At 56.3% G+C, this 13765-nt stretch carries 14 protein-coding genes; 9 read left to right on the top strand and 5 right to left on the bottom strand.

Annotated features, from left to right (window positions below; genetic code table 11):
* Positions 1-4 precede the first annotated feature (4 nt).
* From atpA to P3S72_RS00865, 8 genes are all read left to right on the top strand, one after another.
* The gene (atpA, locus tag P3S72_RS00900; protein ID WP_010565869.1) at positions 5-1549 is read left to right on the top strand and encodes a F0F1 ATP synthase subunit alpha; all 1545 of its coding nucleotides are present in this window, start codon (positions 5-7) and stop codon (positions 1547-1549) included.
* 50 nt (positions 1550-1599) lie between these two features.
* Positions 1600-2460: a F0F1 ATP synthase subunit gamma gene (atpG, locus tag P3S72_RS00895; RefSeq protein ID WP_154741459.1), complete on the top strand. Its 861-nt coding sequence runs from the start codon at positions 1600-1602 to the stop codon at positions 2458-2460.
* Between the two features lie 27 nt (positions 2461-2487).
* Entirely contained in the window at positions 2488-3867 is a 1380-nt protein-coding gene (gene atpD, locus P3S72_RS00890) for a F0F1 ATP synthase subunit beta (RefSeq protein WP_247406935.1), read from the top strand.
* 44 nt (positions 3868-3911) lie between these two features.
* The gene (locus P3S72_RS00885; RefSeq protein ID WP_247406932.1) at positions 3912-4337 is read left to right on the top strand and encodes a F0F1 ATP synthase subunit epsilon; all 426 of its coding nucleotides are present in this window, start codon (positions 3912-3914) and stop codon (positions 4335-4337) included.
* A gap of 115 nt (positions 4338-4452) precedes the next feature.
* On the top strand, positions 4453-5820 hold the full coding sequence (gene glmU, locus P3S72_RS00880) for a bifunctional UDP-N-acetylglucosamine diphosphorylase/glucosamine-1-phosphate N-acetyltransferase GlmU (RefSeq protein ID WP_276195564.1): 1368 nt from the start codon (positions 4453-4455) through the stop codon (positions 5818-5820).
* Positions 5821-6049: 229 nt separating this feature from the next.
* On the top strand, positions 6050-6817 hold the full coding sequence (locus tag P3S72_RS00875; protein WP_253400228.1) for a DeoR family transcriptional regulator: 768 nt from the start codon (positions 6050-6052) through the stop codon (positions 6815-6817).
* A gap of 10 nt (positions 6818-6827) precedes the next feature.
* Positions 6828-8660 carry a glutamine--fructose-6-phosphate transaminase (isomerizing) gene (gene glmS / locus P3S72_RS00870; protein ID WP_247408019.1) on the top strand — a complete coding sequence of 611 codons (1833 nt, stop codon included), beginning with the start codon at positions 6828-6830 and terminating at the stop codon, positions 8658-8660.
* A 69-nt stretch (positions 8661-8729) separates the two neighbouring features.
* The gene (locus tag P3S72_RS00865) at positions 8730-9095 is read left to right on the top strand and encodes a hypothetical protein (RefSeq protein WP_276195563.1); all 366 of its coding nucleotides are present in this window, start codon (positions 8730-8732) and stop codon (positions 9093-9095) included.
* A gap of 364 nt (positions 9096-9459) precedes the next feature.
* Here P3S72_RS00865 and P3S72_RS00860 read toward each other — a convergent pair whose 3' ends face one another.
* Complete coding sequence (locus tag P3S72_RS00860) at positions 9460-9684, bottom strand: hypothetical protein (RefSeq protein ID WP_276195562.1); 225 nt, start codon at positions 9682-9684, stop codon at positions 9460-9462.
* A gap of 215 nt (positions 9685-9899) precedes the next feature.
* Between P3S72_RS00860 and P3S72_RS00855 the strand changes: the two genes are divergently transcribed.
* Positions 9900-10298 (top strand): helix-turn-helix domain-containing protein, encoded by a 399-nt coding sequence (locus P3S72_RS00855; RefSeq protein WP_096480654.1) that lies wholly within the window; start codon positions 9900-9902, stop codon positions 10296-10298.
* A gap of 58 nt (positions 10299-10356) precedes the next feature.
* Here the strand turns inward: P3S72_RS00855 and P3S72_RS00850 are convergent, their stop codons facing one another.
* The 4 genes from P3S72_RS00850 to P3S72_RS00835 form a co-directional block, all read right to left on the bottom strand.
* The gene (locus tag P3S72_RS00850; protein ID WP_276195561.1) at positions 10357-10887 is read right to left on the bottom strand and encodes a contact-dependent growth inhibition system immunity protein; all 531 of its coding nucleotides are present in this window, start codon (positions 10885-10887) and stop codon (positions 10357-10359) included.
* Position 10888: 1 nt separating this feature from the next.
* Positions 10889-11263: a hypothetical protein gene (locus tag P3S72_RS00845; RefSeq protein ID WP_177000244.1), complete on the bottom strand. Its 375-nt coding sequence runs from the start codon at positions 11261-11263 to the stop codon at positions 10889-10891.
* A gap of 639 nt (positions 11264-11902) precedes the next feature.
* A complete protein-coding gene (locus tag P3S72_RS00840) occupies positions 11903-12253 on the bottom strand; it encodes a hypothetical protein (RefSeq protein WP_276195560.1) in 351 nt (116 codons plus the stop codon).
* Position 12254: 1 nt separating this feature from the next.
* Positions 12255-13538, bottom strand: coding sequence for a deaminase domain-containing protein (locus tag P3S72_RS00835; protein ID WP_276195559.1), 1284 nt, complete (start codon positions 13536-13538; stop codon positions 12255-12257).
* Between the last annotated feature and the right edge of the window lie 227 nt (positions 13539-13765).

The raw sequence follows: 13765 nt of genomic DNA, 5'->3' as shown, positions 1-13765 counted from the left end.
AGCAATGCAGCAACTCAATCCTTCCGAAATAAGTGAAATTATCAAGGGCCGCATCGACAAGCTCGATGTGACCTCCCAAGCCCGTAACGAAGGCACTGTCGTCAGCGTATCTGACGGCATCGTGCGGATTCACGGTCTGGCCGACGTCATGTACGGCGAGATGATCGAGTTTCCGGGCGGCGTCTACGGTATGGCCCTCAACCTGGAGCAAGACTCCGTAGGTGCCGTTGTATTGGGCGCGTACACCAGTCTGGCTGAAGGCATGAGCGCCAAGTGCACCGGCCGCATCCTGGAGGTTCCGGTTGGTAAGGAACTGCTGGGTCGCGTAGTCGACGCACTGGGTAACCCAGTTGACGGCAAAGGTCCGCTGAACAACACCGAGACCGATGCGGTCGAGAAAGTTGCTCCAGGCGTGATCTGGCGTAAGTCGGTAGACCAGCCTGTACAGACTGGCTACAAGGCGGTCGATGCCATGATCCCAGTCGGCCGTGGCCAGCGTGAGCTGATCATCGGTGACCGTCAGATCGGTAAAACCGCTCTGGCGATCGACGCGATCATCAACCAGAAGAACAGCGGCATTTATTGCGTCTACGTAGCGATCGGTCAGAAACAATCGACCATCGCCAACGTGGTTCGCAAGCTGGAAGAAAACGGCGCCCTGGCCAACACGATCATCGTGGCTGCCAGTGCTTCGGAATCTCCTGCGCTGCAATTCCTGGCACCGTACTCCGGTTGCACCATGGGTGAATTCTTCCGCGACCGCGGTGAAGACGCGCTGATCGTTTATGACGATCTGTCCAAGCAAGCAGTGGCTTACCGCCAGATTTCCCTGCTGCTGCGCCGTCCACCAGGCCGTGAAGCCTACCCAGGCGACGTGTTCTATCTCCACTCCCGTCTGCTGGAGCGCGCATCCCGCGTTTCGGAAGAATACGTAGAGAAGTTCACCAACGGCGCAGTGACCGGCAAAACCGGTTCCCTGACCGCATTGCCGATCATCGAAACCCAGGCTGGCGACGTTTCCGCGTTCGTTCCGACCAACGTGATTTCCATCACCGACGGTCAGATCTTCCTGGAATCGGCCATGTTCAACTCGGGCATCCGCCCTGCAGTGAACGCCGGTGTTTCGGTATCCCGTGTGGGTGGTGCCGCTCAGACCAAGATCATCAAGAAGCTCTCCGGTGGTATCCGTACCGCTCTGGCTCAGTACCGTGAACTGGCGGCATTCGCCCAGTTCGCTTCTGACCTGGACGAAGCGACCCGTAAGCAACTTGAGCATGGTCAGCGCGTTACCGAGCTGATGAAGCAGAAGCAATACGCCCCAATGTCGATCGCTGACATGGCGTTGTCGCTGTATGCCGCTGAGCGTGGGTTCCTGACCGACGTTGAAATCGCCAAGGTCGGCAGCTTTGAACAAGCGCTGATTGCTTACTTCAACCGCGATCACGCCGAATTGATGGCGAAGATCAACGTGAAGGGTGACTTCAATGACGATATCGACGCTGGCATGAAAGCCGGTATCGAGAAGTTCAAGGCCACCCAAACCTGGTAAGCCGCAGCGGGAGCCGCAAGGCTCCCGCTTGCTAACCTGATAGGTGTTACATGGCAGGCGCAAAAGAGATTCGCAGTAAGATTGCGAGCATCAAAAGCACGCAAAAAATTACCAGCGCCATGGAAAAAGTGGCGGTCAGCAAAATGCGCAGGGCACAAATGCGTATGGCTGCTAGCCGTCCTTATGCGGAGCGTATCCGCCAGGTAATTGGGCATCTGGCCAACGCCAACCCGGAATACCGCCACCCGTTCATGATCGACCGCGAAGTTAAGCGTGTGGGTTATGTGGTTGTGAGCAGTGACCGTGGTTTGTGCGGTGGTTTGAATACCAACCTGTTCAAGGCCCTGGTCAAGGACATGGCGGTAAACCGCGAAAACGGCGTCGAGATCGATCTGTGTGTAGTTGGTAGCAAGGGTGCGGCCTTTTTCCGCAACTTCGGCGGTAACGTCGTTGCAGCTATCAGCCACCTGGGTGAAGAGCCGTCGATCAATGATTTGATCGGCAGTGTGAAGGTGATGCTGGATGCGTACCTGGAAGGCCGGATTGACCGCCTGTCCGTGGTATCCAACAAGTTCATCAACACCATGACCCAGCAGCCAACCGTGGAGCAATTGATTCCACTGGTGGCGACTCCGGATCAGGAACTCAAGCACCACTGGGACTACCTCTACGAACCAGACGCCAAAGAGCTGCTTGACGGCTTGATGGTGCGCTACGTGGAGTCGCAGGTGTACCAGGCGGTGGTCGAGAACAACGCAGCTGAACAAGCGGCGCGGATGATCGCGATGAAAAACGCTACCGATAACGCCGGTGATCTGATCAGCGATTTGCAGCTGATCTACAACAAGGCGCGTCAGGCTGCGATCACCCAAGAGATCTCGGAAATCGTCGGCGGCGCTGCCGCGGTTTAACGGTTCAAATATTCAGAGGATCCAGCTATGAGTAGCGGACGTATCGTTCAAATCATCGGCGCCGTTATCGACGTGGAATTTCCACGCGACAGCGTACCGAGCATCTACAACGCTTTGAAAGTACAAAGCGATGCAGGCACCACTCTGGAAGTTCAGCAGCAGCTGGGCGACGGCGTGGTTCGTACCATTGCAATGGGTTCTACCGAGGGCTTGAAGCGCGGTCTGGGTGTTCTGGACACTGGCGCTGCCATCTCCGTACCGGTCGGTAAAGCGACCCTGGGCCGGATCATGGACGTACTGGGTAACCCGATTGACGAAGCTGGCCCGATCGACACCGAAGAGCGCTGGGGCATTCACCGTCCAGCACCTTCGTTCGCGGACCAAGCGGGCGGCAACGACCTGCTGGAAACCGGCATCAAGGTTATCGACCTGGTTTGCCCGTTCGCCAAGGGCGGTAAAGTCGGTCTGTTCGGTGGTGCCGGTGTAGGCAAGACCGTAAACATGATGGAACTGATCCGTAACATCGCCATCGAGCACAGCGGTTATTCCGTGTTCGCCGGTGTGGGTGAGCGTACTCGTGAGGGTAACGACTTCTACCACGAGATGAAGGACTCCAACGTTCTGGACAAAGTGGCACTGGTTTACGGTCAGATGAACGAGCCGCCGGGAAACCGTCTGCGCGTAGCACTGACTGGCCTGACCATGGCCGAGAAGTTCCGTGACGAAGGTAACGACGTTCTGCTGTTCGTCGACAACATCTATCGTTACACCCTGGCCGGTACTGAAGTATCCGCACTGCTGGGCCGTATGCCTTCGGCAGTAGGTTACCAGCCGACCCTGGCTGAAGAGATGGGCGTTCTGCAAGAACGTATCACTTCGACCAAGGAAGGTTCGATCACTTCGATCCAAGCGGTATACGTACCTGCGGATGACTTGACCGACCCGTCGCCAGCGACCACCTTCGCCCACTTGGACGCCACCGTCGTTCTGTCCCGTGACATCGCTTCCCTGGGTATCTACCCAGCGGTCGATCCACTCGACTCGACTTCGCGCCAGCTGGACCCGAACGTGATCGGCCAGGAGCATTACGACACCGCTCGCGGCGTTCAGTACGTGCTGCAGCGTTACAAAGAACTGAAGGACATCATTGCGATCCTGGGTATGGACGAGCTGTCGGAAACCGACAAGCAGTTGGTATCCCGCGCTCGTAAGATCCAGCGCTTCTTGTCGCAGCCGTTCTTCGTGGCTGAAGTCTTCACCGGTGCTTCGGGTAAGTACGTTTCCCTGAAAGACACCATTGCTGGCTTCAAAGGCATCCTCAACGGTGACTACGACCACCTGCCAGAACAAGCGTTCTACATGGTCGGCGGCATCGAAGAAGCGATCGAGAAAGCCAAGAAACTGTAATCCCGGCGCCCGGCAACGGGCGCTCATCAGGTTGAGGCAATCAGATGGCTATGACAGTCCATTGCGATATCGTCAGCGCGGAAGGGGAAATCTTCTCCGGTCTGGTAGAAATGGTGATTGCACACGGCGAACTCGGTGACTTGGGTATTGCCATGGGCCACACGCCATTGATCACCAGCTTGAAGCCAGGTCCGATCACTCTGACCAAGCAAGGCGGGGAACGGGAGGTGTTTTACATCTCCGGTGGTTTCCTCGAGGTTCAGCCGAACATGGTCAAGGTACTTGCCGACACCGTGCAACGTGCTGCTGATCTGGATGAAGCCTCCGCTCAGGCGGCCGTTAAGGCAGCCGAGAAGGCCCTGAACGAAAAAGGCGCAGATTTCGACTACGGTTCTGCTGCTGCTCGTCTGGCCGAGGCCGCAGCTCAGCTGCGTACCGTCCAGCAGATCCGCAAGAAGTTTGGCGGCTAAGCCGTTAAGCCTCATGCGTGATTGATTAAAAAGGGTAGCCTCGGCTACCCTTTTTCTTTTTTTGCAAAACACTTCTCTGGTCTGAAGCCGGACCGCCCAGGATTGGTAGCCATTCATGTCTCTAGAAATCGTCATTCTCGCCGCAGGCCAGGGCACCCGCATGCGCTCGGCCTTGCCCAAGGTGCTGCATCCGGTGGCCGGTAACTCCATGCTTGGCCATGTTATCCACAGCGCCAGGCAGCTCGACCCGCAACGCATCCACGTCGTCATCGGCCACGGTGCCGATGTGGTGCGTGAGCGCTTGGCCGCGGATGACCTGAATTTCGTATTGCAAGACAAGCAACTGGGCACCGGCCACGCAACCGCCCAAGCCGTGCCGTTCATCAAAGCCGACACGGTGCTGATCCTCTACGGCGACGTGCCCCTGATCGAAGTGGAAACCCTGCAACGCCTGCTCAAGCACGTCGTGCCTGGCCAGATGGGCCTGCTCACCGTCGAACTCGATGACCCTACCGGCTACGGCCGCATCGTGCGCAACACCGACGGCAAGGTCGCGGCGATCGTCGAGCACAAGGATGCCAGCGACGCCCAACGCGCTATCACCGAAGGCAACACCGGGATTCTCGCAGTGCCGGCCGATCGCCTGGCGGACTGGATGAGCCGTCTGTCCAACAACAACGTCCAGGGCGAGTACTACCTGACCGACGTGATCGAAATGGCCGTCAGCGATGGCTTGCTGGTCGCCACCGAACAGCCCCACGACCCGATGGAAGTGCAGGGCGCCAACGACCGCAAGCAATTGGCCGAGCTCGAGCGTCACTACCAACTGCGCGAAGGCCGCCGCCTGATGGCCCAGGGCGTGACCCTGCGTGACCCGGCACGCTTCGATGTGCGTGGTGAAGTCACGGTGGGCCGGGATGTGCTGATCGACATCAACGTGATTCTTGAAGGTCGCGTGATTATTGAAGACGATGTGGTGATTGGCCCGAACTGCGTGATCAAGGACAGCACCTTGCGCAAGGGTGTGGTGATCAAGGCCAACAGCCATATCGACGGTGCGGTGATGGGCGAGGGCAGCGATGCCGGTCCGTTTGCACGCCTGCGTCCTGGCAGCGTGTTGGAAGCCAAGGCCCATGTGGGTAACTTTGTCGAATTGAAAAACGCCCATCTGGGCGAAGGCGCCAAGGCCGGTCACCTGACGTACCTGGGCGATGCGGTGATTGGCGCGCGGACCAACGTCGGCGCCGGCACCATCACCTGCAACTACGATGGCGCCAACAAATACCAGACCACTATTGGTGAAGACGTATTTATCGGCTCTAACAATTCGCTGATTGCCCCCGTGACTATTGGCGATGGCTCGAACACCGCTGCCGGCTCAACCATCAATCAGGATGTGGATAAGTCCCAACTAGCCGTAGCCCGCGCCCGCCAGCGCAACATCGACGGTTGGAAACGCCCGGTAAAAATCAAAAAGAGCTGAGTTATCCACAGGCTTATCTGCAACAAATAGCCAATGTGGGAGGGGCTTGCCCCCGATGGCGGAGGTCCAGTCAAAGCACTTAATGACTGACACACTGCTATCGGGGGCAAGCCCCCTCCCACATTAGCCCTCCGCCAGTTTCAAAAATTTGCAGCATGCTGCTTGACGAACTTTCGCCTATAGGTTTCTATTGCCTTCGTTATCTTTCGAAACGAAACTTATAATCACCATGTCGAAACGAAATACACCCCAAAGACGCCACAACATCCTGACCTTGCTCAATGAACGGGGCGAAGTCAGCGTGGACGAATTGGCCAAGCGTTTCGAAACCTCGGAAGTCACCATCCGCAAGGACCTGGCCGCCCTCGAAAGCAACGGCCTGTTGTTACGCCGTTACGGTGGCGCGATCACCATGCCCCAGGAACTCGTCGGCGACCCCGCCCAGCCCATCTCAGCCTACAAGCGCGCCATCGCGCGTGCCGCCGTGATGCGCCTGCGCGAGCACGCCCGCATCATCATCGACAGCGGCAGCACCACCGCCGCCATGATCCCCGAACTGGGCCACCAGCCCGGCCTGGTGGTGATGACCAACTCCCTGCACGTGGCCCGCGCCTTGAGCGAGTTGGAACACGAGCCGGTGCTGCTGATGACCGGTGGCACCTGGGACCCGCATTCGGACTCGTTCCAGGGCCAGGTTGCCGAGCAGGTGCTGCGTTCCTACGACTTTGATCAACTGTTCATCGGCGCCGACGGCATCGATCTGCAGCGCGGCACCACCACGTTCAACGAACTGCTAGGCCTGAGCCGCGTGATGGCCGAGGTCGCCCGTGAAGTGGTGGTGATGGTCGAATCCGACAAGATCGGCCGCAAGATTCCCAACCTGGAACTGCCCTGGAGCAGCGTCCATACCCTGATCACCGATGATCGCCTGCCGCATGAGGCCCGCGACCAGATCCAAGCCCGCGGCATTACGCTGATATGCGCGGCAATCATCTAGGAGAAACACCATGTGTGGCATTGTTGGCGCAGTCGCTGAACGTAACATCACCCCCATCCTGATCGAAGGCCTCAAACGCCTGGAATACCGCGGCTATGACAGCGCCGGTGTGGCGGTCTTCACCAACGCCGGCAAGCTGGAGCGCCTGCGTCGGCCGGGCAAGGTAAGCGAGTTGGACCAAGCCCTGGCCGGCGAACCGCTGGTCGGCCGCCTGGGCATCGCCCATACCCGTTGGGCCACCCACGGTGCGCCGTGCGAACGTAACGCCCATCCGCACTTCTCCGGCGACGTGGCCGTGGTACACAACGGCATCATCGAAAACCACGAAGTGCTGCGTGAACAGTTGAAGGGCCTGGGTTACGTGTTCACCTCGGACACCGACACCGAAGTCATCGCCCACCTGCTCAACCACAAGCTCAAGGACTACAGCGACCTGACCACCGCCCTCAAGGCCACGGTCAAGGAACTGCACGGCGCCTACGGCCTGGCCGTGATCTGCGCGAGCCAACCCGACCGCGTCGTTGCCGCACGCAGTGGCAGCCCGCTGGTGATCGGCCTGGGCCTGGGGGAAAACTTCCTCGCCTCCGACCAACTGGCCCTGCGCCAGGTCACCGACCGCTTCATGTACTTGGAAGAAGGCGATATTGCCGACATCCGCCGTGACAGCGTGGCGATCTGGGACGTAAACGGCAATTCCGTCGAGCGCGAAGCCGTGCAATACCGCGACGGCGCTGAAGCGGCCGACAAGGGCGCGTTCCGCCACTTCATGCTCAAGGAAATCCACGAGCAACCGGCCGTGGTGCAACGCACCCTGGAAGGTCGCCTTGGCGACAAGCAAGTGCTGGTCAACGCCTTCGGCCCGCAAGCCGCTGAGCTGTTCGCCAAGGTGCGCAATGTCCAGATCGTGGCCTGCGGCACCAGCTACCACGCCGGGATGGTTGCGCGTTACTGGCTGGAAGAACTGGCCGGTATTCCGTGCCAGGTCGAAGTCGCCAGCGAATTCCGCTACCGCAAGGTGGTGGTGCAGCCCGACAGCCTATTCGTGACCATCTCCCAGTCCGGTGAAACTGCCGACACCCTGGCCGCCCTGCGCAACGCCAAAGAGCTCGGCTTCCTCGCCAGCCTGGCGATCTGCAACGTCAGCATCAGCTCCCTGGTGCGTGAGTCCGACCTGACCCTGCTGACCCAGGCCGGTCGCGAAATCGGTGTTGCCTCCACCAAAGCCTTCACCACCCAACTGGTCGGCCTGCTGCTGCTGACCCTGTCCCTGGGCCAAGTGCGTGGCACCCTGGCCCCCGGCGTCGAAGCCACCCTGGTGGAAGAACTGCGCCGCCTGCCGACCCGCCTCGGCGAAGCGCTGGCGATGGACAGCACCGTAGAAAAAGTCGCCGAGCTGTTCGCCGACAAGAACCACACGCTGTTCCTTGGCCGTGGTGCGCAATACCCGGTGGCGATGGAAGGCGCCCTCAAGCTCAAGGAAATTTCGTACATCCACGCCGAAGCCTACCCGGCCGGCGAACTGAAACACGGCCCATTGGCCCTGGTGGATGACGACATGCCAGTGGTCACCGTCGCGCCGAACAACGAATTGCTGGAGAAGCTCAAGTCCAACCTGCAGGAAGTGCGCGCCCGTGGCGGCCAACTGATCGTCTTCGCCGACGAGAAAGCCGGCATGGTCAACGGCGAAGGCACCTACGTCATCAACATGCCGCACATCCACGACACTCTGTCGCCGATCCTCTACACCCTCCCGCTGCAATTGCTGTCGTACTACGTCGCCGTGCTCAAGGGCACCGACGTTGACCAGCCGCGCAACCTGGCGAAGTCGGTGACGGTGGAGTAATACGGCAAGCGCCTGGAGGCCCGCTGGGTCTCCAGGCTCGACCCAGCCCCACGAACGGACGCGACATTCATGGACACTCCCTTCTCCCCAATCCACGCCCGTTTGAACAATCGCCACTTTACGGTCGCGAACAACGCCCACGGGCTCTCCGGTGCCGGCACGGTGTTTCATTACCTTGTCGAAGGCGATGCCATTTCCGGCACTTACCAAGGCGGTCGAATCCGCACGGGCACGCAGGTCGGGCGCGTGACAGGCGCCGATACCATCGAGTTGCTGTATCAATGCCTGACGCTTGAGGGCGAGCTGCTGGCCGGCTGGTCGCGTGGCACGGTAGGCGTGGATCAGGCCGGGCGTACCACGTTGAGCTTCGTGTGGGGATGGTTGTCGGGCGCGAAGGGCGGTGGGGAGTCGAGCTACGTGGAGACTAGTGCTTAGCGGTTAAGCGCGTTCGCCAGCCCCCGGCTCGCGCTGCGCCCCTGATCATCACTGACCCGGGAGAAATAGGGGGCAGACCACCATTAAAAATCAAACCAACAAATAAAAAATCGTGGTCTGACCCTGTTTTCCCTGAAATATTTTAATGCTCAGCTCATCAATCATTTTCTGAGCTCTATTTGCCTAAGCCTACATGGGTACTTTCCAGCGCGGAGTTAAACCATTTTGACTTAAAAATTCAAACTGCCTAGCCGCCCCAGGGGTTGTTACGAAAACACGTCCACCAGCTCCGACACCATTGGTAATAGCCACCCCTCCATTTTGCATCCACAGAGAAACTTCTTCAGGGGCAACCCGAAACGAATTATTTCAATTTCAGTTGAGGATTACCTTGTCCTGCCAAAGCTTTGGTCACGCAAAGCATCCAATCTTTCCAAACGGCTGGGTCGGCTGTCTCCCCATCGGAAAGATAACTCATTCCGCCCAATAAAGAGCCTAATTCGTCCGACTTTGTTCGCTGATACAGATCCACAAGAAACTCATACATCGCAAGATATGCGAGTTCAGGCGATAAATTTTCGGTACTCATTGCTATTTTCCTTTCGATAGTCCGGAAAAATAGGGGTCAGACCATCATTATACGACTAAGAACAAATAGCCTTCGGACGACCCACCACTACTCGGATAACTCTATTTTTTAAAGAACGGAACAATAGCCACGAATACTCCTTCAATGCAAAACGTGGTCTGACCCCTATTCCTCCGTTAATGGCTGTCCTATTACAGATCTCGTCGACGACAGCCATGAGCATCACCAGCGAAGAACGTGAATTTTTCATTGCTCTGGGCGAGCGAATTGCCCGCCTGCGCAAAGAACACGGCATCACCCAAACCCAACTGGCTGAACGGCTGGGCGTGTCCCAGCAGACCATCCAAGCCTATGAGTCCGGCAAGCGGCGGATTCAGGTAGCGGCGCTGCCAGAACTGGCCCGACTCCTTTCGACCACACTCGAAGAGCTGTTTGGTCAGCAGCAGGAAACCACTGTGCGTAAACGTGGGCCGGCTCCGAAATGGCAGCAGCAATTGGAGGCCATCGACCAACTACCCAAGAGCCAACAGAAATTCGTTGCGCAGATGCTTGATGCCCTGATCGCTCAGGCCACGACTAAAGCGAGCAGCGAAGGACGGGAGGTTTTGCAGTAAGCAGATAAAACAACACCGGCACGAGGCCGGTGTCAGATCAACTCGAAACCTCTACACATTAGGTGCACCGACTAAAAGCCAAGCGTAAGGCCGCACCTACATCGGAAGGACTACTACCGCAGGGGATAATGACATAGTCACTCTCACTTAGTCCCTTACCACTCCAGGCTTCTAGCTTTTCGTGATGACTAGGACGAATAGTTATCTGCCCCCTCTTACTTTCAATACTGCATTTTTTCATATCTTTAAATAATGCACGCTTAGTCTTGTAGCCATAGCGCTCCAAAGTACTGCCAACCCATTGATCATATCGTTGATTGGTCAAGTTGTAGTCGTATAACTCCATATCAAAAGTAGCTTCAGGATGAATCCAAACATCCTTTCGCGGCTCGGGAAGCACAAATCGGCTATGAGCCAAGGCGTCAAGCACAGCAAAGCCTAGCTCTTTATCGGCAGCGTCAGGGCTGAAAAAATGCTCCACACCTTGCGGATCCGCTTGGCTACTTCGATAGCCAGAAAAAGTTTTTACGGAAATAAAATCCTTATTTATTTTCGCATCTGCCCAAGCTGTTTTTACGACATCACTCATCTTAATCCACCTTGGTAATTTTTACCGTAACGCCTTTGCCCTGACCATACTCAATAGCTCTATTAATTTGATCCCACTGAGCACTCGTCGTAGATTTTGGAACTGCCACTTGCAATTCACGACTAGTAATTTGACTAGAGGATACTGTTACGTCCTTCAAACCGTACTCAGTAAACCCTGCGGCGGTATCAATATTTCCTTTGAGCGATGAATAAACCTGACTTGGATTGGCAATTTTAGCCGCAGTGGTCGTATCAAGTGTTTTTGCACTGGTCGCAACACCGGTCGTTCTATCAAAAAAGTCAAACGTCTTGAAGTTCGGCGGTAGTCGAGAGCCAGCTGGCAGTTGCGTCCCAAGGTAATCCTCCCAAGGCATTCCCCCTTGCCCCACTCAATCCCAGTAGTAGCACGGTCTACGGCCCCGCCAGTTGCTTTTGCACCAACAAATAGAGCATTTAGTTATTTTTTAGTTGCCTGACCGGATCCCAATCATTAGGTTTTAGTTGATGCTTGCTCCACCATTGCATCCCCTCAGAAACCCACTTTCCGCGTAAATCGGAATGAGTGGTTGTCGAGTCATCATACCCAAACTCCGTCCCGCAGCATGGGCAAATATTGTACGAGGCACAGCCAAAACTGTCATACGCCGGCTCATCAAGATCAGGATATCTGCATACCGGACATACATATGTTTGATTGTTATTGGGCATTAAAATAGTCCAAGTTTTAACCCTTACCATGCACTGCTGGATCAGGCTTGTAGTACGTGCGAATACTTCCCCCACTTGATACGACACCAAATTCATCAGTGCCAGGGTTGTAACGCACGATATCTCCATTAGGTCTTGCCTTTTCAAGCACGCCCGCAGGCTTCGACGCTGTTAAGAACTTATCAGCTTGTGCTTGGTACTCAAGCGTATTTTTCGCGCCAAAGTCACCACCGTGACGTGCAAAGTGGTCATCAAGCTTGGCTTGGTCGGCAAACTTCGCTCCGTTTCCTGTCGCTTTTGCACCTTCAGATCAGCTTCAAAATTTTCAGGTCATGTAGAAACAACTCTGATTCATCATCAGGCACTCCGGCCAGAAGGTTATCAACTCCATCTTTGACGATTTGATCTTCAATCAATTGACGCGCACGAGAATACCAATCTTGGTGCCACCCGCCAGATAGAACCAACAGGATGACTCGCCACATGAAGATCTCAACTGGGCGCTCAAAGACGTTTTCAAATTGATAATCAACGTATCCCATGATCTGTTCATGAGGCCACCCCTTCATAACCGCGTGATCTCGGCATCCCTCGTAATAGCATTCCAGTGCCCACAACTTAAGAGTTTCATATTTAACACGCTCTTCGTGCAGCATCTCAGAGTCCTTTTTTGGTCGGACGAATTACACCACCATTATCGAACACATTGACAGTAATGTTCGGATACTTAGCTTTGAATAAATCAATAACATTTGAGCAGCTTGCACATGGTGGACGCTCTGTGAGCAAGTTAATATTTCCCATAACCGATGTGTTGTCCCCCAATTGTGCCGCGATATTGTTCAAAATTTTCGCCTCCGAATCTACCGCTCTATTGAGCATTTGAGGGGGATTACTTCCTGTCGGTACAACCGTGCTTGGGAATGTCTCGGGGACCTCACCGACAAATCCTAACGCCTGCTGATCAGCAGTGGCTACACCAATACGGCTGGACGCTGCCATTGTCGGTTGAATGCCGGGAATGTCGATCTGTGCAACTCCCACGTTACCACTGGTCTTAGCGCTGCCTGTTAACGTGGCGCGCAAGTCAGCAACCTGCTGCGTCAGCGCTGCTTGCGTGTCAACCGACACGATTTCTTTTGCACCTTGCACCGCACCAGTTGCATCGGCAGCGGCGGCTACCTCCTTCGCCGCCACACTCCCAAATCCTCCCATGCCCAGCGCTGTACCGCCAGTGGTCGCAGCCCCAAAGGGCAACTCAACCGCCGCAATGCCAAGCTCCGTACAAATTGTCGGGTTCATGCCGCAAGCGAGCATCAACTCCGGCCCCAGTAGCACAACCCCTGCAGCAACCCCGGTACCCGACAACACAGCGACGACAGGTCCGCTTTCATTCATGATTTTTTGGCTGTAGTTCGACCGGCATACATCTGCTGCCACGCCGCCACAACTTTGCTCTGCGTAGTCGCGATAGCGCTTCTCTGCAAGCAGGCGACTGCCTAGCTCATTGTTCTCTGTTGCGTTTTTGCCTGATTGAGCGCCAGCCGCCGCCCCTGCCAAGTCGCCGCCCACCGCGCCACCGATAAAACCTGCCGCCAGTGTTGAGAGCGCCGAGATTGTCTGTTTCTGCGCCTCGCTCAAATCCTCACGTTTAATAGACGGATACAACTGAGCAGCAATCAACTCTCCTGTAGCGGCGCCCGCCGCCCCCGCCGCAGCTGAATTCCCCTGAGTCTTGGCAACTACTGCACCAAGCACCGCCTGCGCCATGATCCTAGCGGTGTCGTTGTCCTCCGTTTGCTGCTTAATAAAATTCGCAAGATAGGGGGCAGAAGCCCCCGCTAGGGCTGATCCGATGTCGCCTCCTGCCAATCCTTGCAGGGCCGCCGTCACGGCTTGAGTCGCACGTTGATAGTCGCCCCCCGTGCCGTATGGCTCCATAGCCTCCTTATAGGACTTCGCTGCCCGTATCTGCTCTTGGGTAGGCTTTTCATTACCCTGACTGGCCAGCTCTTTGCGCGCGACTTTTTCGGCATAAAAATAGGGGTCAGACCATCCTTATACGACTAGGAACAAATAGCCTTCGGACGACCCACCACTACTCGGATAACTCTATTTTTTAAAGAACGGAACAATAGCCACGAATACTCCTTCAATGCAAAACGTGG

The organism is Pseudomonas sp. D3 (assembly GCF_029320995.1).
In the GTDB taxonomy this organism is placed as follows: Bacteria; Pseudomonadota; Gammaproteobacteria; order Pseudomonadales; family Pseudomonadaceae; genus Aquipseudomonas; species Aquipseudomonas paraveronii.
Note: the sequence above shows the minus strand (reverse complement) of the source record. Positions and strands in the feature narration are given on the sequence as shown.